The organism is Mesorhizobium sp. M1334 (assembly GCF_040317995.1).
GTDB lineage: Bacteria > Pseudomonadota > Alphaproteobacteria > Rhizobiales > Rhizobiaceae > Mesorhizobium.
Genome location: NZ_JAMYLM010000031.1, coordinates 1 through 24,865 on the forward strand (window position 1 = coordinate 1; position 24,865 = coordinate 24,865).

Below are 24,865 nucleotides of genomic sequence, written 5' to 3' on the forward strand. Positions count from 1 at the left end.
TGGGACGCGGTCGGCGCGGTCGTCGACCTCTTCACCCCAGCCGAATGTGCCAACTACTTCAAAGCCGCAGGATATGAACCGGATTAAACAGGACGTGCTCTAGGATCGTCAACGGCTATCCCAACAGCCGAATCAACGATCTCCTGCCATGGGCCTACGTCACCGCACCCAATCTCAAGGCCGTGATCTGAGTTCGGACGATACGCGGCCTCGCCAACTCATTCGGCTAGTTCAAGACGCCCCTGAACTCGCTCCTCGATCGCCTTCAGGAAATGGTCGGACGTCGATGTCCATCCAAAGAGTATCTGCACGAGCGTGATCGAGGCATCATGATTGCTCCTTGAGGCGTTCCAGGCGATGGGCTCGCTAGTGCAATCGGTCAGCAGTATGCAGTGATAGTCCCTGAAGAAGGCATCCCGAATTGTCGACTCCACACACACGCTGGTCGTGCATCCCGTCACGATGAGGTGTTTGATGCCTGCGGTCTTCAGAACAGAATCGAGTTCGGTCTCGTAGAAACCGCTGAACCGCGTTTTGTAGAGGACGACATCCCCTGCCTCTGGCTTGAGGTCGTCAACGATATCTGTTCCCCAGGTGTCGCGGATCAGAATCCGGCTCTCGCTACCATCCGGGGCTGTCATGCTCTCACCGACCCCAAAGATCTGGAGATGTCGGATACGGTTGGGGGCGTCCGACGTCCCAAGGTCCGAGAGGTCGGAATAATACCCCATCTTCAGATAGACGATGGGCACTCTCAAATTGCGAGCGGCAGCTATTACGCTGGCAGTAGGGTCGACAGCCCGTTGAATGCCGGAGATATCGATTCCGGCTCTGTCGAACATTCCACCTTTGGAGCCGAAGTCATTCTGCATGTCCACGACGAGAACTGCAGCGTTAGCGGGATCAATTGAAATAGGTTGAGGCTTCGCGTCGATGACAAGTGGCTGCATTTTATCCTCCCACCAGCATGAGGTGTCGCTCTTTGCGCCCTTGGTTATCATGATCCGCCACCTACATCGCGTCAACAAAGGGGGGAGCTACATCCCTGCTTGGGCGGCCCAGGAACAGCGGTTACCTTAAGCGCGGCGACCCGGCGGGCCAGCGCGTCGGTCTCGGGATTCTTGATGTGGAACGCCATCACTCCATCACTCGCTACTCGCTCGTATAGCAATCCGGTAAGAGCAATTTGGATACACCGTGTGAGGGCTCCGCCAGCATCGACCGGACACAGCGAATCGGCCACGCCGACGGACTGGATGGGCCGACCGTTGTGTTTACAGACCTCGAGCAGTGTCTGAGGTCGCTTCTATAAGTCACTTGTAACATTCGCAGTTTCGTACGGGTCTGGAACTGCGCAATCATCGTCTAGCCAGATCTAGCAGCCTTGCCGCTGGCGATAAAATGCGGGTTGGCGAAATCCTCGTCGCCACTCTGGTTGCGCTTGCCATAGGCGAGCGGCTGACCATCCAGCGTGCGCGTCATGCCGCCGGAAGCGCGTAGCACCGCGTCCCCCGCGGCAGTGTCCCATTCCATGGTGCGGCCGAAGCGCGGATAGACGTCCGCCTCGGCGCCGGCAACAAGGCAGAATTTCAGCGACGAGCCGACCGAGACGATCTCGGCGGCGCCAAGCGCGCGGATATACGCCTCGGTCTCCGGCGTGTTGTGGGACCGGCTGGCGACGACGGTCAGCGGCACCATACCGGCCCTCGCCGAAATCGGCTGGCGATCGACGATCTCATAGTCGTCATTGATCTCGATCGCTTCCGCTCTGCCCGGCCGGCCGGAAAAGAAGCGGCCGGTGCAAGGCGCGAAGACGACGCCGATCTCCGGCACGCCGCGACGGACCAGCGCGATGTTGACGGTGAAATCGGTCCTGCGGTTGACGAACTCCTTGGTGCCGTCGAGAGGATCGATCAGGAAGAAGGCGTCGCCGAGATCCGGTGCCATGATGCCGGCCGAAGCTTCCTCCTCGGCCACGCACGGAATCTCGGGAAATGCGGCGCGCAGCCCGGCAAGGATGATCTCTTCGCTCTCGCGATCCGCCTCCGTCACTGGCGAACTGTCAGACTTGCTGTCGACCTCACAGCCGGCACGAAAAACGCGCATCACCTCGCGCCCTGCCGCCAAGGCAAGGTGCTCGAAGACGGCGAGCATCGCTTCGTCGTCAGATACCGCCGCCGCTGTCATATTGGTCTTCGGCAATGTCCCGCTCGTTCAGCCAGTGTTCCAGGGCGTCCACCATCTCCTCGGCCGATCTGCCGAGTGTCTTGAGATGAATTTCGGGTTTTTCCGGCACCTCATACGGTGAATCGACGCCGGTGAAATTCTTGATCTCGCCGTTCAACGCCCGCGCATAGAGGCCCTTCGGATCGCGCCGGGCACATTCCTCGAAAGGTGTGTCGACAAACACCTCGACGAATTCGCCATCGGCCATCAATTCGCGCGCCATACGCCGCTCGGCGCTGAACGGCGAAATGAATGACACGATGACGATCAGCCCGGCGTCGGCCATCAGGCGCGCGACTTCGGCAACGCGGCGAATGTTCTCGACACGATCGGCGTCGGTGAAGCCGAGATCGCGGTTGAGTCCGTGACGGACGTTGTCGCCATCCAGAATGTAGGTATGACGGCCGGTGGCGAACAGTTTCTTTTCAAACAGATTGGCGATGGTCGACTTGCCCGAGCCCGAAAGCCCGGTGAACCAGAACACGGCCGGCCGCTGGTTCTTCATATCGGCGCGGGCGCGCTTGCCGACATCGAGCGACTGCCAGTGGATGTTTTCGGCGCGACGCAGCGAATGCAGGATCATGCCGGCACCGACCGTGGCATTGGTGATGCGGTCGATCAGGATGAAGGCGCCAGTGGTGCGGTTCTCGGCAAACGGATCGAAGGCGATCGGCGACCGCGTCGAGATGTTGCAGATACCGACTTCGTTCATTTCAAGCGACTTGGCCGCCTCATGGGCAAAGTCGTTGACGTTGACCCGGTACTTCAGGTCGGTGATGGTGGCGCTGGTCTGGTCGGTCTCGGTGCGCAGGATGTAGGAGCGGCCGGGCAGCAGCGCGTGTTCGTCGAACCAGACGATGTTGGCGGCGAACTGGTCGGCGACCTGTGGCCGCGCTGCCGGCGATACCAGCATATTGCCGCGCGAGACCTCGACCTCGTCGTCGAGGACAAGCGTGATGGCCTGGCCGGCGACAGCCCGCTGAAGGTCGCCGCCATGCGAAACGATGCGCCTGACACGCGAGGATTTGCCGGATTTGGCGACGACCACCTCGTCGCCCGGCGCAACCGAGCCGGAGGCGATTGTGCCGGCGAAACCGCGAAAATCGAGATTGGGACGGTTCACATATTGGACGGGAAAGCGGAATGGCAATTCGACCGCGGCCTCGTCGACCGAGACAGTTTCGAGGTGTTCGATCAGCGTCGGCCCGGAATACCAGTCCGTCCTGTCGGAACGGCCGGTAACGTTGTCGCCATAGCGGGCCGACATAGGGATAGGCACGATCGTCTGGAAGCCGAGTTCACGTGAGAACTGCGCGTAATCCGCGACGATCCGTTCAAAAACCGCTTCGTCGAAGCCGACAAGATCGATCTTGTTGACAGCGAGCACGATGTGGCGAATGCCCAGCAGCGAGGCAATGATCGAATGCCGCCTGGTCTGGCGCAGCACGCCCTGGCGGGCATCGATCAGCACGATGGCGAGATCCGCCGTCGATGCACCTGTCGCCATGTTACGCGTGTATTGCTCGTGGCCGGGTGTATCGGCGACGATGAACTTGCGCTTTGGCGTGGCGAAGAAGCGATAGGCGACGTCGATGGTAATACCTTGCTCGCGCTCGGCTTCGAGGCCGTCGACCAGCAGCGCGAAGTCGACGTCATCGCCGGTGGTGCCGTGCTTGCGCGAATCGCGCTCGAGCGTGGCCAGCTGGTCCTCGAAAATCTGCTTGGTGTCGGAAAGCAGGCGCCCGATCAGGGTCGACTTGCCGTCGTCGACCGAGCCGCAGGTCAGGAAGCGCAGCAGCGACTTTCGTTCCTGCGCCGCCAGATAGTCGCGGACGCCGTCGGTTGGGGCGAGGCTCTTGGCCATGATGTGGCGCATGCTCAGAAATACCCCTCGCGCTTCTTCTTTTCCATCGAGCCGGCTTCGTCACGGTCGATCAGGCGACCTTGCCGCTCGGACGTGCGCGCGGTGAGCATTTCGCCGACTATCGCCTCCAGAGTGTCGGCGTCCGAGTCGATCGCGCCGGTCAGCGGATAGCAGCCGAGCGTGCGGAACCGCACCATCCGGTTCTCCACTGTTTCGCCGGGCCGCAGCTGCATGCGCTCGTCATCCCTCAGGATAAGCATGCCGTCGCGTTCGACGATCGGCCGCTCCTTGGCCAGATACAGCGGCACGATCGGGATGTCTTCCTGGAGAATGTACTGCCAGATGTCGAGCTCGGTCCAGTTCGACAACGGGAACACCCTGATCGATTCACCGGCAGCGATGCGGGTGTTGAAAATCTTCCACATCTCCGGCCGCTGGTTCTTCGGATCCCAGGCGTGCTGGGCATTGCGGAACGAGAAGATACGCTCCTTGGCGCGCGACTTCTCCTCATCGCGTCGCGCCCCGCCGAAGGCAGCGTCAAACCCATATTTGTCGAGCGCCTGCCGCAGCGCAACCGTCTTCATCACATGCGTATGGGTGTTGGACCCGTGGTCGAATGGGTTGATGTTGTCGCGCACGCCGTCTTCATTGACATGGACCAGGAGGTCGAAGCCGAGCTTTTGCTGCATCTGGTCGCGAAAGGCGATCATTTCGCGGAATTTCCAGGTCGTGTCGACATGGAGAAAGGGAAAGGGCGGCTTGGCCGGATAAAACGCCTTCATGGCCAGGTGCATGAGCACGGACGAATCCTTGCCGACCGAATAGAGCATAACCGGCTTGGCAAAGGCCGCGGCCACCTCGCGAAAAATATGGATGGATTCAGCCTCAAGCCGCTGAAGGTGCGTAAGCGCGATGTTCATGGACTATAAACTTCTCACATGCCGTCCGCGCAAGAGCTTGCATCATCAACAGGCGCATTTTTCAGCCGCCCGATTCAAACTGCACTTCTGGACAATCTATTCTCGTGCCGGCGTTCTAGCAGATCGTTCCGGTCCAGAACAATGCAAGACAAGCCTGCGGCTGAATGGTTCGGGAATGAATTTTCCATGCGGCCGGGAAAATCGGGAAATTCCTGCTCAGCGACCAGTTGCGCTTGCGAGGGGCAGGAAAATATTGCCTGGGCTGGAGCTGAAAGCCAGGAGCCCGCGGTCTGGGAGCTTGCGCGACAGTCGTCCGCCTCGTTCAGCCGACCGGCAGCCATGGCAACGATGTCGCTAAGACGAAGTGCCGATGGGGACAAGCAACTTGTCACCGTTGTGATCGATCTCCATCATCTCACTCTTACGCTTCGAGCGTTCCGCAAATCCTTTGTGGAAGATGATGGCGTTCATGTAGGCAAAGGTCATCGCCAGCGCACCGGTTCGCAGCGGATAATCGACCAGCGAATGAATGAGAAGAAAAGACACCGAGAGAAATGCCGCCTTCTGGAGAGGATCACGGCGAACCCTCACCAACGCAGCAAAAAGCAGTACGAAATAAACTGCCATCAGCAGGATAGCCGGAACTCCACCTTCAAAAGCTATTTCGAGATATTCATTGTGAGCATGATTGACGTATTGCCTGAAAATCATGCCCTCCCTTTCATATATTTGATAGGCGTTTTGAAAATTCCCAAATCCGACGCCCGCAACCCAATTGTCCTTGATCCCCTCGATCGTCGTTAGGGAGAATTATCCGCGCCCGAACGCCGGATCGATTGCCTCCACGTCGATCTTCGTCCACGCGCCCATCGTGTAGATCGAAAGCCCAACAAAAATCAGCAGAACGCTGAACCCGCTCGCCCTTGAACGAGCTGAGAGAAAGATCACAGACAATACGGTGATCGCCAACCCGATCAGCACACCGGCACGCGACCCAGCTGCCAAAAGCAGCAGCAAAAGTGTGACCAATCCAAGCGAGCCGGACAAAAGTCGCCCACGGAAGAGACCATGATAAACGACGAAGGGGATCGAGACAAAAAGCAAAGCCGCGAAATGATTCCGGTTCGCAAAAAGCCCGGCGTTGATCGTGAAAGGCAACAGTCCCTTAATAGCGACGTCTTCTGAGAGCGAATATTGAATCGCTCCCGCCAATCCATTGCAGATCACGCCTATGAAGAAGAACGGAAGAAGCGCGCTGACCTGTTCGGCACGCAAACGCAATACGGCCAAAAAAAACGCTGCAGTGGCCAGAAGATAAAGCAGGCATTCGACCGTGCGGCCCACCCCAACGCTGACGAAGCGAAATCGGCTTTCTCCAGCCCAGGGATTTCCGAGCAGCAACTCCGGCCGTAATCTGTTGAATATGGCCGCCGGCAATGGAACGATTTGCAAAACGGTCAACGCCACGGCGAAGACCAGCAGCCACAGAACAGGCCGGGGGATTCTCTGGCCGGCGGTTTGCGAAAAGACGGCCGCCGCCGAAACAATTGCTGCGACCTCGATCAGAGTGTCTGTGTAAAGGCCGCTCGCAGTGCCCCCGCCGATCAGCAGCGATACAAAAAAGACCGTGCCGAGGAGATATTTATCCCATTCCGACGGCCGGTCGTTCAAGATGGAAGTCTCTCAACGGTCAATTTGTGCATTACCAAGGTGCCGACATATCGAAATCGCCAGCTCTCGGCAATGGCGGCGGTCTCCAGCCTCAACACTTGCATTCGACATGTGTCCGGACCAACCGAAAAATCTTGGCTCATGGTCTGGCGATTGAATGTGCCCTCGGGAATATTGAAGCGCGCGATTTCACCGCCGGGACATCTAATTGACCAGAATAATTCCTTCGGAAGCTTGAGATTTCTCGCTGATGCAACCAGGGAAATCCTATAGGATCCAGGAGGTAGCTCGATATACTGCTGCAGAGCGGAATTCTTCACCGGCGTGTTCAAGAACCGGACTGTCGCCCCGCCCTCACCCTCCACCGCATCCTGGGATGTCGCAAACGTCACCTCCAGGCCGGACTGATCATGAACCTGCCAATCAAACGGCCTGCCGCTGGGGATCGGTTCGAATGTGCTGTTGAAGACGTAGCCGGCTAACTTACGCTCCTGGTCAGACAAGGTGAAAAGAAACAGCCGATACGCTTGTTCAAATTCCCTTTGACGGATGTAACCGTTGATCACAATGGCTAACTCACCCAATTTCGGTCGCGTGTTCGATCCAGTCAGATCGAGCAGCAGTCGGTTTGCGTAGTCGAGTCCCTTGGGATTATTGGCCAGTGCAACGAAGAGGCTGGGTCTCCAGGGCGTCTCCGCCGTAATAGCCGTCAGCATGGCCTGATATCCGTCGGGATTCGAAAGGATCGCCGGCAGGCCATCGGCGATCGCCGGAAATTGGTCTGGCCACCGCCGCAGCAATATGTCGATTTCACCGACGGCCTTCGACAAATCGCTCGTCTCCGTCGAATGGCCAATAGACCTCTGGAGCGCATGGATTTCTGTTTTGGATAACTTACGAGCCTGGTAGAACAACTCATAGGCTTCGTCTTTCTCGCCTTGTCGATATTTGATCTCGCCGATCAGGCTGTAGAGACGTGCGTCGGCCAAGTTGAAACGAAGCGCGTCCTTGGCCTTAGCAAGCAAGGCCTCGAGATCCGGAGTGCTATTCGTATCGCTCAGATCATTGGTAATCTCGCTTATCAGCGCATCGACGTTCAGCGGATCCAGCGCTAGAGAAACGGCTGGTGTTTCCGTTTCAAGTAACCGACTTAGCCCGATCGACGAAGCCGCTAACACTAGAACGGATGCGACGAACCAAACGCTTGAACGCCGGAGATTTTGCATAAGCGGGCTGGTCTGCTCCATCATCCACTTTGCCCTCAATCTTCGCTGTATCCGCCCCGTAGTCGTAATACTGGTAGTTCATGTACTTGTAGGCGTAGTTGTAGTCGAACTTGTTTACCGCGAATTTTGACATCGCGGCTCCAACAACGTTGGCACCAGCGGCTCGCATACGCTTCAACGCCGCCTTCGCAGACTTGCGTGTCACCTGATTGGTGGAAATGACCATCAATGTACCCTCGGCAAGCCGGCTGAGGATGGGCGCGTCCGAGAGGCCGACGATCGGCGGCGCGTCGATGATTACAACATCGAACCGCTTCCCGAGATTGGTAATGATCAGAGCCATCTTCGGTGACGAAAGCAGATCCGCGGGATTTGGGGGAATCGTCCCAGAAGTCAAAACGGTGACGTTTGGATACTTCGTTGCCCTGAAAATGCTCGCCAGATCCTCTTTGCGGACAGTGTTCGTTAGCAAATTGCTCAGGCCGATTGTGTTGTCGAGACCAAACAGGCGATGAAGATTCGGTTTCCGAAGGTCCCCATCGACAATGAGAACCCTTGCACCGAGTGCTGCAAAGTCCTGCCCGAGCTTGAACGATGTCGTCGACTTGCCCTCCGCGGGCTCGGAACTTGTCACCAGCAATGAACGCGGTGCTCCTTCGGCGCCGGAGAATTGCAACGACGTTCGAAGCGAGCGGTAGGCCTCAGAGAGCCCGGATTTCTGATCGGTGATGCTGGCTAGGAGTTCGCGGTCGTCGACGAGCGGCAATATGCCGAGCATCGGCAGCCCGAGTTCCTTTTCAATCTGCTCGGGGTTGGTGAAGGTGTTGTTCAACAACTCCATGATGTAAATTATCGTCGCGGTCAGGACAAGGAAAAGAAACAGCGCGATAGCAAGATTGATGCTGAGACGTGGAGAGTATGGGCGATCCGGGAGCGCAGCAAAATCAACGATGGCTGCACTCTGCGTCTTCAATTCCGAGCTGACGCCGACTTCGTTGAGCTTGGAAATAAGACTGTCGTATTGCGACCGGTTTGAATCAACCTCACGCTTCAAGATCGTGTATTTGATGTTCTTATCGTTGAACACGACCTGCTGCTTTTCCATTTCAGCAAGCTTGCTCTTGAGGTCAGCTTCCTTGTTCTGCGCCTCCTGATATTTCAAGCGTAGCGAATCCGTAATGGCCAGAACGCCATTGCTGTAGAGCCGCTGCAACTCTTTGATCTGTGCCTGAAGTTGCTGCATTTCAGGAAAGCCGGGCTTCAAAATACCCAGCTTCTGTTGGTACTGGCTCGTCAAGTCCGCAAGCTTGTCGCTTAGCTTCTGCAGGCCTTCGCTTTCCAAGACCGGCCCGAGGCTCGAGCCGCGGCCTTTATCGATCTGGTCCACCGCCCGTCCTGCATCGAGACGGTCCTGGATTGCTTTCGCAAGTGCCTCGTTCAGGGCCTCGATATTCGAACCTATCAAGGATTTGTCGTCGCCGGTTACCGTGATGCCGGCATCCTTGGCGTAGGCTACCAGTTCCTCTTCCGATTTCTGAAGCTTTTGCTTCACCTGCAAGACTTGCTCCTGGATGAACTGGCGCGCCAGGTCGGACGTTTCGCTGGTCTGGTCGAGGCGCTGGTCTATAAAGCTTTGCGCGACCTGGTTGGCGACATCGCTTGCGTATTTCGGGTTCTGATCGGCGAAAGTGATCGACAGCAGACTCGTGTTGGTGACCAGATTGACCGTGAGCTCATTCAGAATGCGCTTGATCGCGATCTCTTCACGTTCTTCCGGCGTCTTCTGTTCGATGGAAGGTGACTTGGAGATTCCGAAGGCGCGATAGAAGATATTGGAGAGCGAGAAGTTCGGCGTAGGGAAAAGGAAGTCCGGTTTTTCGCTCAGGCCCAATTGGAACACAACGCGCTGGGCCAATGCGCGGCTTTTGAGCTTCTCACGTGCGGTGAGAAAGGCCCGTACATCCGCATTTTCAGAAACGACCTCGATGTCCTGGAAAACCTTGGCGGAGGGGACCAGCACTTCCAATTGCGTCGTTGCCTGGTATTTTGGCGTCTGCATCATCGTAACAATGAGGCCTGCGACAAGCCCGGCCGCCACCATCATGACGAACAGCCACCTATACTGGACGACGTAGAAGAGCAGCTTGAGCGGATTGAAACCCTGTTCCTGCTCCGAATAGTCTCGGCCATAAGGGCTGTAGTTTTGCCCACCGTCGTAATAGAGGTCGGCGGACAAAGCCTGGCCATGTCCTGGACCTGCAATTTGCTGCCTGTTGCGATCGAGCATGGCGCGAGGTGTTCCTAGATTTCGACTATATTCTGCTCGGCTGCGACCTATAACCCCGGGACCACGGCAATTCGGGCTGCACTTGAGGCTATGCCGAGCGCGTCCTTGAGATTGTTCACCGCTATCTTCGAGCTTGATGCGAAGACGACGACCTTGTCGCCACCGTAGATGCGCGGGTTACGGGCCTTGCCGGCACGAATGGCTTCCACATTGTAATTGGCGACCAGCGTGTTCGTGCCGATGTTACGGTAGATGAAGACCTTCTTTGCGTCTCCTATCGGACTGAAATTTCCTGCCAGAGCGATTGCGTCCAGAAGCGAAGAATTGCTCGACACCGGATATATGCCGGCCTTGTTGACCTCTCCGTCAACGGTTATGCGTTGGCCAATAGATTCCTTTACGAAAACCGTCACGTCGGGCGACTGCAGATAATTGGAACCGTAGGCAGTTTCGATTTCCTGCTCTAGTTGGCGGACGGTTTTTCCTGCCGCGGTGACAGTCCCGATAAGCGGAAGCGAAATTTGTCCGCCGGCGTCGACTTGAACGGTTCTGTTTAGATTATCGACCTGGAACACATTCACTTCGAGCACATCGTTCGGAGACAAAGGCTGCTCGCTGCCGTTCTGGGTGTTTTGTGGCGCAGGCAGGTCTTTTACCACCTGCAGAGCGCCACCGCTCCCAAGTGGCGTCGACGATGACGTCAATTGCAGCGCATCGACCGAACTCGACGAAGACGGTGTCGTCGACGAGGTACTCGTGCAGGCCGACATTGCTAAAGAAGCGAGCACGACGAATGTATGGCCCACATGGCTTCTTGCGAAACGAAAAATGCCCATCACGCTGTCCCGCCCTTGAACAAGCGACCAAATCCTCCAAAACGGCCACTGTTGGCGGCTGTTGGCTTTTTCGGACGCGCTTTTCCAACCGGCTCGATGGGCCGGTTCGCCAGTATTTCGCCCGGACGTTTCAACACCATGTTGCGGGCCTCGTCTTCCCCGCACCGCTTGGCAGCAGCAGCAACCGCCTGCGAAAGCCCAGGACGCCGGCGCGTTGCGCTATGAGTATCCGATGCGATGATATCCACCCTGCCTTCGTCAATCAGCTTTTCCGAATAGTAAAGCGCCGTGCGTCCAAAAGCACCAACAATCGAGTCTGCGGTAAGCTGGATAAGGCAGCCGACAGCATTCAACCTCTCGATAACGTCGTAATTCGTTTTGATCCAGGTCAAACGCTCTGGATGAGTGAGAATCGGCACAAAGCCGGCATTTATCAGGCGTAGGGCAAGATCCTCCATTCGTGGAGGTAGAACATGATGCGGCGGTTCGAACAGAAAATAGCGGGACCTGTTTAAGGTCGGCACGCTGCCCGCCGCCAATTGGTCCGGAAGATCCGGCGCTATGTGAACGTCTGCACCGACGTAGAGAGCAAGTGGTATGGCGGCGTCGCGCAGCGCCTGGTGTAACTCTTGAACCGCCCGAACAATGTTCGATGTTCCATTTTCATATACGCCGGGCGTCACGTGCGGTGTGCACGCCATGTGGGTCGTTCCGTCGGCCACCGCCAGTCGAGCCATTTCCACCGATTCGGCAAGATTGGGTGAGCCGTCGTCGAGGCCAGGCAAGATATGGGAATGCAGATCGATCATGGGCGTTTGTGACCACAACGAAGCAACATGGCGGCGTCATCGCAAAAAACCGCTAATGCGTCACCCGCAGGGCTGCGAGCGACGCGCTTGTCAAGCTCATGCAACAGGATGAATGCCAGGTCCCAGCTACTGGCTGACAGAGTCGTCATCATGCAGGCCGATGATCACCGCCGCATCACCGATATCAGCGCCGCCCAACAGAACTGGGGCAAGGCCAAGCCTTACGCCTAATGTATCCAGCGCTCCGCTCATGCCGCCTACAACTGGATCTACTTTGATCGTCGCCACAATGTCGAGCCTGGAGTTCACGCCGACACGCCGCAACACCGAAGACTTCGGCCCGGTCGCGTACAAACGCCCGGATGGACAGGCGCTCCGGCCCTCATCCCGTCATATCCGCCGGCATCAGACATCCGCACGTCGCCTTGGGCCTAAGCCTCTCCGATCGTTACACCAACGTTTAGCCCAAGGCACTCCTGCCAGCAAGAACAGGCGCGCAGCAGAAGCAATCTGCGCCTCCGCTGCCATTATCCCGCTATCTACAGCCAGCTCAGTTGCTAACGCCGTGATCTTTGTCCGCCGTTGCAGCCAGAACACCAGCCCCAAGAGCCATGCCGCCAAAAATAAGGGCCGGCGTGTAGTTGGTGCTGTTGGTATTGCCCGTCTGGGCGGTCTTCTCAGAACCCAAGACATTGAGGCAGATCTTATTCTCGACACGCGAGATATCGAGCGTCGAATTCGCAGGGACGCTCACATTGCAGCCACCAACCTGAACCGAAGCCGAGCCCTTGGAGCCAACCACGACACGGCTGCCGAAATCAAGCGCGCCGCCCGCTTGCGCCGGGCCATAGCCAGCCACCTGCGAGATCATCACGTCGCCATTGACGTTGCCGAGCGATCCAATCGGATTTACGCCGTTATAGGCAGTTGCACAGGTGCACGAGCCATCCTGCGCGAAAGACGACACCGGGGTGAAGCAGGCCAACACAAGAACTCCGGCCAACGCACTTTTCAAAACTAGGTTCATCCGCATCAATCCTTCTGTCCCACGTTACCTGAGGCCCACCCAACCACCAAGGTACTCATCAGCGCGTAACAGCTTTCTGCGCCAATTCCAACCCATTTCGCATATGCGAGATAATTTTTGGTTTCGGTGTGGTTGATAGAACACACTGTTAGAATATCGTAACGAGTCATCTTTACACCCGGCTAATAGCAGGCTACGGGCGGGCCGATCTGCCATTCCTTGTGGCCGCTAACGCTATAGTCGCTCCGACGCGTTACACAAAACCTTGTAATCGACAATGTCCTGACATCTCCCACCCAGCCTTCTTGCGTTCGAGGCAAGAACTACGAGCTTGGCAAGGTTTATAGGTCGAGCCCGCCTGGGCGGGCTGCCCGCACAGGATGACGGCCTCAACGAGCTTCGCAGCCAGATCCGTGCCACCCAAGGTGAGGCATTGCACCACGACGGCATCACGAAATTTTGGCGCGACGTTGCCGTCGCACGGTGTCGCCAAGCCTACGGGTTGCATGTCAAGGCGAGTCCTTGATAGTCCCGGCGCACGGCCTCGGTGACCGTGGCGCGCATTGATTGGGGTTTGGTAAATACGACGCCGGACAGCACGATCTTGCGGCCGGCGACCCGCAGATCGTCGATTGATTGGACGGCAAGCGTGCCATCGAACGATGTGAGGACTTCCATCGGCTTCGGCGCCGGTGCGCGAATATTTGTTCCCTTGTTGATGACGATGAAAAGAAAGCCGCCCGCAAACGCCAGCGCTATGAACGCAAATACGGCCATCTTCCCGATCGACAATTCCCCACTACGATTCAGTTAATCAACGCGCGGCGGTTTTGGTCTTTTCAAACAAGGCAAGCAGTGCTGCCGCATAACCCCGTCGGCGGACCTGTTGCCGGCCTTGCAGCGCGGTGACACTGTCGCGGACAACAGTCGGGTGCTGCCCGATTTCAAGGAGACGCTGTGCCAGGATTTCGGCGTTGTCCGGCGGGAAGAAGAGCGCGTCCGGAGCCTGCTCGCGATGCAGCCGGATATCGGATAGCAACATGGGCGCGCCCAGCGATTTCGCCTCTTCAACGGTGGTCGACCACCCCTCGAAATGGGACGGATTTATCAGACAGTCCGTTGCACCTATCAGGGCGACGACGTCGCTATACGGGATCAATCCGAGGTGTCGAAAATGGCTCTCAACCCTATACGTTTGCGCAAGGCCCATCAGACGCTTGAACAAGGTCGGGTCGCGTGGGTCCGTCGTGCGCCCGGTGAGGACTATCGGCGGCAACGAGCCCAACGCCCCAAGCCGGTCTATATGCCTTAACGCCTCGACGACCAGCCCGTGATTCTTGTGCATCCAAAACTGGTTAGGCAGGAAAAAGAAGCGCTCGGGCAGATCGTGCGCCCGGCGTGCAGCTTCGGTGCGCGCCATGACGGCGCCTGGATCGAGATCGATGGCGAAGCGCACCACGGCGGTCTTGCCGCGCGAGGCTGGATAGAATGTTTCGCAGTCGGCGAGCGCGTCCTCGCTCGAGAGCATTATCGTGCGATTGCCGGACGTCTGCAGACGGAAGCCGAGATCTCTGCGCCACCAGGCGCGACGCGGAAAGAGATGCGGCAGGCGACGGTGCTGAAAGTCAGGTATCCAGGAAATGACGGGCAGCGGAAACCGATTGCCGAACCACTGAGCGACCTCAAAGACAACATCGATGTCTTGTGCAACGACAATATCCGCGAATGCGCGATCACTTCCCCCAGCAAGTGCGATCAGCCCTCGCTTGCCAAGCCCGGCGCCCGTGACCCGGTCGTCGACGATAGCCGGCGCGGCCAACATGTGATCAAAGGATGCGCCTGCGCTCGCGTGCTGCTCGGGCGTCAAAAACAGCTTCGCCTGAACCTTACCGCCCAACTCGGAGGCGATGACGCTCAGCATATTGCGCAGATAGGACTCGCCGCCTGACCAGGATCCGCGGCCGATGAGCGTGAAGCCGACGGTGATCAAGGCGCGAAGCGTCGCAGACGGCCGACCGGTTCGGCGAGAATTTCGGCACGATACCAATCGACATAGCCGGCAATGCCCCTGCTGAGCGGCACCTGCAACTGGAGCCCGTCCGGGACGCCGGAGGGATCGGAGATCAGATTGACAGGGTCGCCGGGTCGGGACTCTCCAGAAAACGAGAGGCGATAGTTCCCTCCCCAGGCCTTCAGAACCATGCTGGAAATCGTTCTGACGGATGCAGCGGCGCCCGCACCGCCATTATAGATGGCGAAGCGCGCCACACTGGCGGGCAAGACGCGATGGATCAATCGCACGACATCCGAGACATGGTGCCAATCGCGCATTTCCGCTCCGGTGCCACCAAGCACAATCTCGGTTTCGCCGGCCGCGAGCCTGCCGCAGAGGTCCCAGAGAAGCTGCTTGCGCAGCCCCTCGCCATAGACGGAGAAAAGCCGGGCTACCGAGACCGGCTGCCCGTATGACGCACAATGTGACCGGCCAAGCTCCTCAACCATGCGTTTGTGGTAGCCGTAGGGGGAGTAGGGGTCGAGCGTGGCGTCGACCCTGATCGAGCCGACATGCCCGCCACCATAGACCGCAGCGGAAGATGCAAGAACGACAGGTGCATCGGATGCGTGACGGCGCAAGAAATCGAGGACACAAGCCGTGGAACCGACGCTTTGTTCAAAGTCTTTCAGCGGCTCGGCGATTGACTGGCCAACCGTTGCACCGCCCGCAAGATGATATACGGCCGCCGGCCGACCGTATGCGGACAGCGCAGCGCCCATCGTTTCCGCGGTCACGCCGCCGGGAAAAAAAGCGCCGCCAGTTGCCATGGCGAACCCAGGCGCTTCGCTTCGGCCGAAGCCGAGGACAAGCTGGCCTTGCTGGGCAAGAAATCGCGACAGATGCAGGCCGATAAAACCGCCGGCGCCAGTCACCCAGACAGGCTTAGACTCTTTTGATTGTGATTGCGTCAAGAAGTCATCCCTTCCCGTGTTTGTGGCAAAGGAAAGAGACCAGGCGCCCAGGCCGACGGTCAAGTGATGCCGCGACACTGGCGACGGCACCAAAAGGCACCGGCGAAAGTGCCAAGCGAACAAGCGGGGAAAACGGGCCAAAGACTTTGGCGAGCCTCTCGCGAATCTCAGATGCTGTCATTGGGTCGTAATTCACAACAGACTGGAACGAGACCAATTCGCGATCGATCATCAGCCCCGCCCCTTCGAGCGCAGCGCGGTAGTCTGCTAGCGTGAAGGCATTCTCCCCGCCGTAGAGATGATGCAGCGGATGAGCGCGCAGAAACGGCTCCAGCTGTTCCGGCCCGGAAATCACATGGTCGCGCAACGACAGGAACGTCGCGCCATCGCGGGAGAGCCGCGCAACTTCGCTGCAGAAAGCCGGCAGGTCATGGGCATGATGAAGCACCTGCCGTGCGACGACCAAATCATAGCCTGCGGCGGACAACGGGATCGCCTCACCGAAGGCCTCGATCACATCGATGTGCGTGCCGGTCTTTTCGGCAAGCGCCCGGATTGCAGCGGCACCTACGAGTGCACTTGGATCGGGCTCGACGGCGGTTACCGACCAGCCTTCGCGCGCCAGGGCATAGGAGAGGATACCGTTGCCAGCGCCGAGGTCGAGGGCACGGCCTGCCTTGCGCGGGATCATGCTGCGGACCTCGTCGAACTCCGCGCTTTCGTGATAGCGCTGCGCGGCCACGACCGGATCGTCGAAATAGGCAGCGCGGGCGAGCTCTTTCATCGAAGGCTCGCTCATGCACCAACGGACGGCGTCTTCCCAAGTCATGGCCGCTTCAGCCATCGAGAGAAACCATATGCTGGATCATCTCCCTGATTTTCCGGCGACATCTGCGTGAGGTGGCGCGTTCTTGATCACAATGATCTCGCTCTCCCGCCAGATCAGATTGCCCACGACGGCCACCGCCAAGGCATAGCTTGACGAGTGAGATAGCGCTTCGGTCATAAGCCCGCATGCTTCGCCCTTCCGCCGTTCCAGGATAGTTTTCAGCGTCGGTGAGAAGCACGGCTCAAGCCTCTGTCACTTTGCAGCAACGCGTCGATCACGCTTTAGTCAGGAGGTTGTTCTCAGCGTTCAGCTACGCTACCGTTTCCGGACTCGTCAAGTTCAGATCACGAGAATTCGAATCGCGTGCATTTCGATCGCAAAACTCGCTGGCGAAACCGGATACCGAGCAGTGGCGGCAATTCGCAGGCCTCCAGCTCGCCGCAATCTCGGGGCCTTCCAGGAAAGGTTCGCCGGCAGGAAGCGCGGGCCTAGCCGTCCCGTCGGATGGACCGGTCGACTCAATCGATCGTCGCCATGAGAGCCCCTCAATTGATAACCATAGATGACGAATGAAAGCGCGATTGAAGAGAGGCGTTGGCGTCGCATGATTCCCAATGAAAAGTTCTCCCTGTCCCGCCGCCGTCTGCTGACAGGAACCTTGGCACTTGGTGCCGCGACTGTCTTTGCTGCCGGATCGACCGCCTCGCCTGTCGGTAATACCGGGTACCCCCGGGCCAGAAACACGAGAGCGACAGGCGGCCTTGTCGTCTTCGGCGACGATGGTACGGACGTCGCCGCTTGCGTTCGCGCTATGGCCCGAATCGGGTCCATGGGAGGTGGGACCCTGATGTTCCGCCGCGGGGTCTACAACTGGTCCTCGACCGACCTAAAGGCCCTGGGCCATCCCGGAATTGCGGTTCCGGCCAACTGCACAATCGACGGCAACGGATCGGTCATCAACATCACCGGCTCGGAACATACCTTCTATGTTTTTAGCGCTGTCGACGTCTCCAAGGTCTCCGTCGCCGATCTGACCGTTATCGGCAATAGCATGTCGAACGGCTACAACAACGGCGCCTTCATGAAGTTCGCCCTTAGCGCGGCCGCAACGGCCAGCATCGATACGTTCACGATGGACACTGTCGAACTTCAGAATTTTAAGGCGCCGTGGTGGGTCTTCGTCTACAATGAAAGTCCTTCCAGTCTCGAGGTGCGGCATATACGCATCAACGGCCTGCGGGGCATTTCGCGGCCGGGCAACTCGCTCGACCCGGCGAACCGTGGCGCCAACTCAGCCGTCGTCAACATCAGCAGCGTGGCATCCGAAGCCGCCGATGCAGCCCGGGCGATCGTTCGTGACGCCATCGTCACCGGCTTCTACGCCGAAGCGACGCACATCAAGCAAGGCATCATCTTCGACAACAATGTCCACGACAGCGAGATCCGCAGCGCCGTCGTCCACAATGCCGGACTGATGGGAGGCCATGACGACACCGGCTGCTACGCGCTGCAGATCTATGGCGCCAACAACCGCAATATACGCGTCACGGATCCCGTTCTGATATCGCCGCGCGACAATGGCATCTACGCGGTCAACGGCTCCGGCCTGGTCATCCAGAACGCGGCGGTGCGCGGACAGACCAGCACCGCCGACTGGACATTGCCCAAGGCCGGGGTCTCAATAAACAGCGTCCGAAACGTCGTGATTTCAGGCGGAACGTTCAACAACAACGTGACGGACCTCTATCTCGGAATCCGCGGCAGTGGGGCCAATGTCCGTGTCGAGGGCGTGCAATGCGCCGGGGCCTCCAAGGCTGGTATCTTGTTGCAAGGCGCTAGCGCCGAGGTCGGCGGAGTGACGATTACCGGGGCGCGGGTCGCCGCTGATGCGACGGCGCATGCACTCCTTTCCCCAAACGACACCATTCACTACGTCAACAACGTGCATATCGCCGATTGTAACTTCGCCACCAAATCCCTCATCGCTGTGGCTGTGTCCGCCTCACCCACGCCGGCTCGAAACTGGAGTTTCAGCAACGTGATTTGCACATCGCGTGGGACACCGTTCCAGGCCACTCAATTTGGCGGGCGGATGACGATCCAGCGTATGCGGCTGGTGCTGTCGGGTGGCGGTACGGAGGGGTACAGTGCTTTCCGCTGCTTCGGCGCTGGCGCTATGATCGTGGACGGCTTGACCATCGCCGGCCAAAAAGTCGGCAGCACGATGGACACGCGGGGTTTTGTTGGATCGTTGACGAACATCCACGCTGAGAATTCCTACACCCACCCCGTCGCAGCCTCGGTGGGGACCGTCCGGCCGACATTCCCGGGCTTTCCAGGCGCCCGCATTCAGAATCTAGCGCCGAGTGCGGGAGGGCACCGAGAATGGCAGTGGCAGCACGGAGGATGGGTAGAGACGGGGTGAACGAACAGGTTCTCCTACGACCTAAAGCAATCCGTCATCAAGCCTCCTTGTCAGTCTGCCATTGTGAGCCCGTACGAGGAGAACGATGGGGTTGCTCGTGCGCCGGCCAGCCGACCAGGGAACGCCAGCCAGGGTCACCAGAAAAACAATCCTCCCTGGACTAAGGGGATAAGAGGAGCCTGGCCTTCATCAGGAAAGTCGGGACGGCATGGCGTGATCCCGATAGGCCACCCCCTGCTTGCGTGACGCCTGAGGCTGCGGCACGCCATAGGCTATCATCATAACCATAATCAGACCGCCGCCGGTAATGAGACTGGTGAAAAGGGACGAGTTCCCCAAGGACATAATAAACGGGATGGAGACGGTCGCCGCAAACGGCAGTCGGTCTGGCGTCACGACCTTGTTCGCAAAGCTGAGAAGGACGCCGAGGACGGCGCCCATCATGACCACACCCGCCATACCATAAGCTGCTACTCCGTCCGTGGCCCAGAAATTGGCGTTGGCATTGAATCCGGTTCCTCCAACAAGGCTGGAGCCAACGACATATCCGAGCGGCGCCTTGTAGGGATAGTCAACGATCATGTTGATGATGTTGACATGCGACCAATACGTCAGCGGATTGCGGGAAAACACATCCGCATACACGCCCGTCATCGCACCTTGAATGCCGAGAGTCCGCATATAGATCAAGGCGACGGCATCCAAGGCCGCCCCCACGGGCTTGTAATCGGTAGCGACAAGAATCGCAAATGCGGACGACGTCAGCGCGGCAAAGCCGAATGCAAGACGAGATGTTGAAATCTCACCTTTTCTGAGCACGAAAAAGTAAAAGCCGAACGTCACGAGCAGGATCACCAGCATCATCTTTCCGGCGAAGGCCATGAAGACTACGATCTGTCCTGCAAGCCCGATCGCTATCGCCCATCGCCGCGTTCGGTCGAACAGCCCGATCGCCAGCAGATAGGGGTTCATCGCATTCGACAACCACCCCGTCAGATAGAGTGCTAGTGTACTAGCCTGCGCGGAGCCAAACTTGGCGCGCTGGTCGTAGATTTCGTCCATGCCGGAGAATGACATCATTCCCCTGTAAGTCGCGATATAGAAAGCTATGGCAGCCAGATAGAACGCGAGGAAGAAAAAGAAGAAAGTGGTTACCGAAACCTGACGAATGAGAGAATACGACTTGAAGTGGATTATCTTCGGGATATAGAGCACCAGAAAAAATGACGCAGCCACTGAAACAATCAACCACGAGGCGTCAAATGACGTATATCCTTGCCTTGCAACTACGAGAATCGAGGGGATAAAAATCGTCAGATACAGCATCCAGCAAAAAAAATCAGAATATCTCTTAATTGAAATCGGAAGAATGAAAGAAAATACAGCTATTATGCAATAAGCAAGAACGGCATCATTTGCGCTGTAGACATAGCTAAATCCGAGATAAAAGAAACTGACAGATGCCCAATCGATATAGACATCCACAAACATGATGACGTAGACAGCCACCCAGAGCGGGACGAACATCCGCGCGTAGCTAATATTCTCCGATCTCAGGTATTCCAATTGCCCCGTCCTTATCGAGCTGATATGCGGCGTAGGTCCCGTGTCGTCCAAGCCTTACCGCCGCCAAAAAGGTGCGTCCATAGCTAATTCGCCCTCCCGCCCCTCCTTCCTGGCGCTCGACCTGCTGCGCGGGGCATCGGCGCTGGTCGTCATGATGGCACATCTGCGGGGCTATTCGCTGCCCGCGTACGGCGCGCTGCCGGCCTCCGACCAGGGTCTGATCACTGCTTTGTTTTACGCCGTCACTCGTCCCGGACATCCGGCGGTGATGGTGTTTTTCGTCCTCAGCGGATTTCTCGTGGGCGGGCAAGTCATCCGCCATGTGCGGCATGGACGCTTCGATCTCCAGCGCTATGCCGTCGATCGGGCGACCAGGATATTCCTTCCGCTAATACCAGCCCTGTTGCTGACGGCCCTTGTCGCAATCAGCGTTGGCTCTGCCTTTCCGATCCAGGACGTTGTCGCACATATCGCCGGCCTCAACGGCATCGTCGTCCCCACCGTCCGGGCTAACGCACCGCTATGGAGCCTTGCCTACGAGATCTGGTTCTATGTGCTGATGGGCTGCGCCGGATACGCGTTTTCGCGACACTCTCTGCCCGTCTGGTCGTTCTTCGGGCTCGGCGCCGCCGCCTTGGTCTTCAGCGTCCTCGAAGCTCAATACTTGCTGTTTTGGCTGCTTGGAGCGCTCGTGGCCGCCTACCCGCCGCGATCATTGTGGGTCGCATATACAGGGGTAGTAGCCTTCGTAGGCGGGATTTTTGTTTCGCAAATGATGTCGGATGGCGGGCCTTGGGCCGGATACGCAACAGGCCCGGCCGATGCGATCATGTGCGCCGGGCTCGCCGCACTCCTTCCGGCCCTCTGTCACGAGCGGGCGAATCGCATCCTCGAGCCCGCGGCGTGGCCGATCCGAAGCTTGAGCGCGATGTCCTACTCGCTCTACATCTTTCACTATCCGGTGCTCGTCCACCTGACCGCCAACTACATGCCCGCGGCACCAGGGTTGGGTGATGGAGCCATCACATCACTGGTCGTCAAGGGTGCCGTCTGCTTCGCAGTGTGTTTGGTTTTCTATCTGCTCTTCGAGCGAAGGACGGTCGCTTTCCGCAACCGGATCAACGGCACGGTTTCGGCCTAGCGTCAAAGCCTGTATCGGGGCTTGTCGACGCCCGAGAGAAACAGATTTTGCATCATTGCCGACCACACTCCACCGACGGCCAAGATCGCAATGGATACGTGTCGGGCGCGCGCCGCCATCTCGTCTTGCTATAGGCCTACAGACGGTTCGGCGATCGAACCATCCGCTACACCAGCTCGAGAAACCGCTCAAATTGGCGTTTCTTGCTGTACTCTTCACGAATTGCGCGGTGCCCGGCCCAGCCGATCGCGTCCCAGCTTCCATCGTTCAACTGCCGTTCGATTCTTTCCGATGCGTCCTGCGGTTGCTCGTAGACGGCCATGGTTTCCCCGTCGCGCATGGGTGCTGGATAACTGCCGGAGTCGGAAACCAACAGAGCTCCGGCCCCCATGGTTTCGAAACAACGCATATTGCCACGGTCCGGGCCTGCCATGTCGATCGAGGCATTGACCACGACCTTGGCTCGTCCAAGCTGTTCGTACATTGCGCGCCCGAACACGGGAGGCGCACTGACGTTGCGGATCGCGGGCGGGCGGCGCACCGCTTTCAGAGGACCGAACCAGCCAAGCGGCGTCTCCGCAAGCGGCGTATACCGTGACAGATCCAAATGGAAAACAACGCGGCGGCGGCCGGCAAGACGTGCAACCGCTTCCAGTATCTGCCTTCTGCGTTGGTGATGGCGGCTGTAGCCGCCGAAGAAAAGAACATCGATGTCCCTGTTCCGATTCTCGGCCACACTGTCGAGTTCCGGATCGTGAGCTGGAATAAAGTGAGCCGTCGTGGCGCCCTGCTCTTCCCAGAGCTGCCGCATCGACGGAAAATTGCAAAGCACGAGATCATAGCCGGAAAAGTCAATCTTGCCTGGCGCGGCGCGCCAGGCAATCTTGCGTTTCACGTGCCCAGGCAAGCGGCTCACAAAAGCGGCATCGTAGCGGAATGGATCGAGATTGTAGAAGACATCCGTCTTGTGATGCTCGATCTGGGCAAGAAGGATGTCGGCCAGCGGCGTATCGTTGCCCAGGCCGTTTTCGCGTGCCCACGCCCGCTGCAGCGATTCGTCGTCGCCATTGGTAAAGAACGCCTCCGGACTGTGCTCGAGAATCGGCAACAGAATATGTGCCGCGCCGTAGCGATCGTTCAGAAACACGCCCCTCTGCTGCTCGAAGCTGCTGATCCCCGCCACGAGGCCGGTAAGGCGGGGCCTATAGCTTGGGGCAATCCCAGAATTCTGAAAAAGTCGCATGATTCCGTTCTTGCTATTGCGTGGGTTTTGTAGCGCTGATGACGAAGCCGGAACAGAAAATGCGCCAGTTCAGCAATGCGCAGAGATTCTCGAACAGAGCGACGGAAAGGTACGCGGGCAAGAAGAAGGCAAAATAGTCGCTCGCACGGTAGAACGAGGTGGCGTCCACCTGCTCGAATCCCTGACTACGAAACAGTTTTGTCATGTCCGAAGGGGAGCAATGGTCGAAAAACGCCGGATAGCCCGTAACGCCGACTGCCGCTGGCCTGAGGTATGGGATCAGCCATCTCTGCATAACGGGTCCGACGATCCGCAATGCCACCGAATAGGGATGCCACTTCGACGGGACATAGTGGTGCATTACGCCACCCGGCCGGAGCGCCAAAAACATCGAGCGCGCCGCCGCCCTGTTGTCGGGCACGTGCTCCATCAAGGTGATCGAAATGAGCATGTCCGCTTCGACATCAACGGGCTGCTCGATCGACTGGACGACAAATTGGTCGTAGATGCGATAGCAGTCCGGTTTTTCCTCGATGTCGAGACCGATATAGGTGAAACTGGTACTTCGCTCCAGAAGCGGCCTGTCGATACCGCCGACCTCGAGGATGGCCGACGGCTTTAGGCGCGTAACATCCTCGGCAATGCGCCGCTCAAGCTCCGCCTTGTAAGACGGCGCGCCGAAAACTCTGGGAAAGCGGCGTTCGAGCCATGCTGCGGCGTCCCTGTTCCAACCAATAAACGACCTGAGAATCACCGCACCCCTTGTCTGCAAACCGGTAAAGACCGGACATCGAAAATCATAGTGCTGTTACGGCTTGCAATGGCTACGTTAGTTCGCCTTGCTTTTCTCGTCGCATGAACTGGTCCTTCACGTGATTCACGAAGGCGTCAGGAAGGGACGCATTATCGCGGAAACTCGTTTCGCGGGTTGGATCGTCATTTACCACGACAATCGCTTGGTTTGGGTAGGTGATCCGCGGAACCTGCCCAAAAAAAGCAGCCCACAGGTTGAAGTTCGAGCCGGCTCCGATGATCGCACTTGCCTGAGCCATTTCCAGCATGTGCGTTACCGACTCCGCGTCATTCGCCCGGAGCACGTCCGGGAGACGAAGGAGTGGCACAAGCTCGGTATCGTCCCCATCGGAAAAGACACGGGCTGGCATGCTCGTGCCCAAGGCCTCACGAAGAGCAACAAGGCTGTCGCAGTACCAGTCGATCGGAAGCCGTTGATTATGGGTCTTGGCCTCCACTCGATTCACGTCGAAACGGGAGAAGTCGCCAAGGCGGACATGGACAGCCACGAAGGGCGCGGCCGGCGCTTCCGGCAGGTACTTATTGCGGGTAATCCTGCGAAAGGCGTCGTAGAGCACGCGCCCATGGCCGCGGACTTCATGGAAATGTTTTTCGAAGTTTGACGCCACGGTATTCTTGAAGACAACGACTGTGTTTCTGCCGTCAAATGCCATTGACGCAGCTGTATCCGAGGGAATCTTGCGTGCCGCTGCGAGAAGCACGGTGCGCCACGGCTCGCCCACATAGCCGTGATTGGTGAAAAGCTTGAAATATTCGCGCCGATCCCGCTCACGGCGCAAATAGGGACCTATGCGCGGGCGGAACCAGCGCGGTCCGAGCATTTGGGCATCATTGTTTCGACACCATATCTCACAACGCGCCCAGGCGAGCATGCTGTGACCAAGACCGAAACGGCCGATATCTGGATAGCCATAGAGATGTGCCATGAGCGTCTGCCCTCTCAGCGCCAAAACTCAGTCGATGTCCGGCAGACAGCGCCGAACCGATGGTTGAATTGCTCAGCGAAGACGGGGCT

General features: G+C 58.1%; 22 protein-coding genes. 2 read left to right on the plus strand and 20 right to left on the minus strand.

Features of this window, described 5'->3' with window-relative positions:
- Positions 1 to 218: 218 nt before the first annotated feature.
- The 16 genes from NKH17_RS29865 to NKH17_RS29940 all read right to left on the minus strand — a co-directional run bounded on the left by NKH17_RS29865 (position 219) and on the right by NKH17_RS29940 (position 16,617).
- Positions 219 to 1,001, minus strand: a complete 783-nt coding sequence (locus NKH17_RS29865) for a cysteine hydrolase family protein (RefSeq protein WP_352901795.1) — start codon at positions 999 to 1,001, stop codon at positions 219 to 221.
- Positions 1,002 to 1,365: 364 nt separating this feature from the next.
- Complete coding sequence (cysQ, locus tag NKH17_RS29870) at positions 1,366 to 2,154, minus strand: 3'(2'),5'-bisphosphate nucleotidase CysQ (RefSeq protein ID WP_352901801.1); 789 nt, start codon at positions 2,152 to 2,154, stop codon at positions 1,366 to 1,368.
- 10 nt (positions 2,155 to 2,164) lie between these two features.
- Entirely contained in the window at positions 2,165 to 4,102 is a 1,938-nt protein-coding gene (cysN, locus tag NKH17_RS29875; protein WP_352901792.1) for a sulfate adenylyltransferase subunit CysN, read from the minus strand.
- 2 nt (positions 4,103 to 4,104) lie between these two features.
- Positions 4,105 to 5,010, minus strand: coding sequence for a sulfate adenylyltransferase subunit CysD (gene cysD / locus NKH17_RS29880; RefSeq protein WP_352901789.1), 906 nt, complete (start codon positions 5,008 to 5,010; stop codon positions 4,105 to 4,107).
- Positions 5,011 to 5,364: 354 nt separating this feature from the next.
- Positions 5,365 to 5,805: an O-antigen ligase family protein gene (locus NKH17_RS29885; protein WP_352973174.1), complete on the minus strand. Its 441-nt coding sequence runs from the start codon at positions 5,803 to 5,805 to the stop codon at positions 5,365 to 5,367.
- A 15-nt stretch (positions 5,806 to 5,820) separates the two neighbouring features.
- Entirely contained in the window at positions 5,821 to 6,681 is an 861-nt protein-coding gene (locus NKH17_RS29890; RefSeq protein WP_352973162.1) for a hypothetical protein, read from the minus strand.
- Entirely contained in the window at positions 6,678 to 7,931 is a 1,254-nt protein-coding gene (locus NKH17_RS29895; RefSeq protein ID WP_352901784.1) for a tetratricopeptide repeat protein, read from the minus strand. Before NKH17_RS29895 ends, NKH17_RS29890 begins: the two co-directional genes overlap by 4 nt.
- The gene (locus tag NKH17_RS29900) at positions 7,819 to 10,194 is read right to left on the minus strand and encodes a GumC family protein (protein WP_352901781.1); all 2,376 of its coding nucleotides are present in this window, start codon (positions 10,192 to 10,194) and stop codon (positions 7,819 to 7,821) included. Before NKH17_RS29900 ends, NKH17_RS29895 begins: the two co-directional genes overlap by 113 nt.
- 47 nt (positions 10,195 to 10,241) lie before the next feature.
- Positions 10,242 to 11,030 (minus strand): polysaccharide biosynthesis/export family protein, encoded by a 789-nt coding sequence (locus NKH17_RS29905; RefSeq protein ID WP_352901779.1) that lies wholly within the window; start codon positions 11,028 to 11,030, stop codon positions 10,242 to 10,244.
- On the minus strand, positions 11,030 to 11,839 hold the full coding sequence (locus NKH17_RS29910; RefSeq protein ID WP_352901776.1) for a tyrosine-protein phosphatase: 810 nt from the start codon (positions 11,837 to 11,839) through the stop codon (positions 11,030 to 11,032). Before NKH17_RS29910 ends, NKH17_RS29905 begins: the two co-directional genes overlap by 1 nt.
- A gap of 126 nt (positions 11,840 to 11,965) precedes the next feature.
- The gene (locus NKH17_RS29915; RefSeq protein WP_352901773.1) at positions 11,966 to 12,148 is read right to left on the minus strand and encodes a hypothetical protein; all 183 of its coding nucleotides are present in this window, start codon (positions 12,146 to 12,148) and stop codon (positions 11,966 to 11,968) included.
- 241 nt (positions 12,149 to 12,389) lie between these two features.
- Positions 12,390 to 12,866 (minus strand): hypothetical protein, encoded by a 477-nt coding sequence (locus tag NKH17_RS29920; RefSeq protein WP_352901770.1) that lies wholly within the window; start codon positions 12,864 to 12,866, stop codon positions 12,390 to 12,392.
- A 495-nt stretch (positions 12,867 to 13,361) separates the two neighbouring features.
- Positions 13,362 to 13,658 carry a hypothetical protein gene (locus NKH17_RS29925; RefSeq protein ID WP_352901767.1) on the minus strand — a complete coding sequence of 99 codons (297 nt, stop codon included), beginning with the start codon at positions 13,656 to 13,658 and terminating at the stop codon, positions 13,362 to 13,364.
- A gap of 22 nt (positions 13,659 to 13,680) precedes the next feature.
- Positions 13,681 to 14,856: a glycosyltransferase family 4 protein gene (locus NKH17_RS29930; protein ID WP_352901766.1), complete on the minus strand. Its 1,176-nt coding sequence runs from the start codon at positions 14,854 to 14,856 to the stop codon at positions 13,681 to 13,683.
- Entirely contained in the window at positions 14,853 to 15,833 is a 981-nt protein-coding gene (locus NKH17_RS29935; protein ID WP_352901764.1) for an NAD-dependent epimerase/dehydratase family protein, read from the minus strand. The genes NKH17_RS29930 and NKH17_RS29935 overlap by 4 nt, the downstream gene beginning before the upstream one ends.
- A gap of 4 nt (positions 15,834 to 15,837) precedes the next feature.
- The gene (locus NKH17_RS29940; RefSeq protein WP_352901762.1) at positions 15,838 to 16,617 is read right to left on the minus strand and encodes a class I SAM-dependent methyltransferase; all 780 of its coding nucleotides are present in this window, start codon (positions 16,615 to 16,617) and stop codon (positions 15,838 to 15,840) included.
- Between the two features lie 607 nt (positions 16,618 to 17,224).
- Between NKH17_RS29940 and NKH17_RS29945 the strand changes: the two genes are divergently transcribed.
- Positions 17,225 to 19,087 (plus strand): right-handed parallel beta-helix repeat-containing protein, encoded by a 1,863-nt coding sequence (locus tag NKH17_RS29945; protein WP_352973166.1) that lies wholly within the window; start codon positions 17,225 to 17,227, stop codon positions 19,085 to 19,087.
- Between the two features lie 189 nt (positions 19,088 to 19,276).
- On the opposite strand, the gene NKH17_RS29950 is transcribed toward NKH17_RS29945, so the two are convergent.
- Entirely contained in the window at positions 19,277 to 20,653 is a 1,377-nt protein-coding gene (locus NKH17_RS29950; RefSeq protein ID WP_352901759.1) for a hypothetical protein, read from the minus strand.
- A 40-nt stretch (positions 20,654 to 20,693) separates the two neighbouring features.
- Between NKH17_RS29950 and NKH17_RS29955 the strand changes: the two genes are divergently transcribed.
- The gene (locus tag NKH17_RS29955; protein ID WP_352901757.1) at positions 20,694 to 21,794 is read left to right on the plus strand and encodes an acyltransferase family protein; all 1,101 of its coding nucleotides are present in this window, start codon (positions 20,694 to 20,696) and stop codon (positions 21,792 to 21,794) included.
- Positions 21,795 to 21,960: 166 nt separating this feature from the next.
- Here the strand turns inward: NKH17_RS29955 and NKH17_RS29960 are convergent, their stop codons facing one another.
- The 3 genes from NKH17_RS29960 to NKH17_RS29970 all read right to left on the minus strand — a co-directional run bounded on the left by NKH17_RS29960 (position 21,961) and on the right by NKH17_RS29970 (position 24,776).
- Positions 21,961 to 22,941, minus strand: coding sequence for a glycosyltransferase family protein (locus tag NKH17_RS29960; RefSeq protein ID WP_352646156.1), 981 nt, complete (start codon positions 22,939 to 22,941; stop codon positions 21,961 to 21,963).
- Positions 22,942 to 23,050: 109 nt separating this feature from the next.
- Positions 23,051 to 23,791 carry a methyltransferase domain-containing protein gene (locus tag NKH17_RS29965; RefSeq protein WP_352901754.1) on the minus strand — a complete coding sequence of 247 codons (741 nt, stop codon included), beginning with the start codon at positions 23,789 to 23,791 and terminating at the stop codon, positions 23,051 to 23,053.
- A 70-nt stretch (positions 23,792 to 23,861) separates the two neighbouring features.
- A complete protein-coding gene (locus NKH17_RS29970) occupies positions 23,862 to 24,776 on the minus strand; it encodes a hypothetical protein (protein WP_352901753.1) in 915 nt (304 codons plus the stop codon).
- Positions 24,777 to 24,865: the final 89 nt, after the last annotated feature.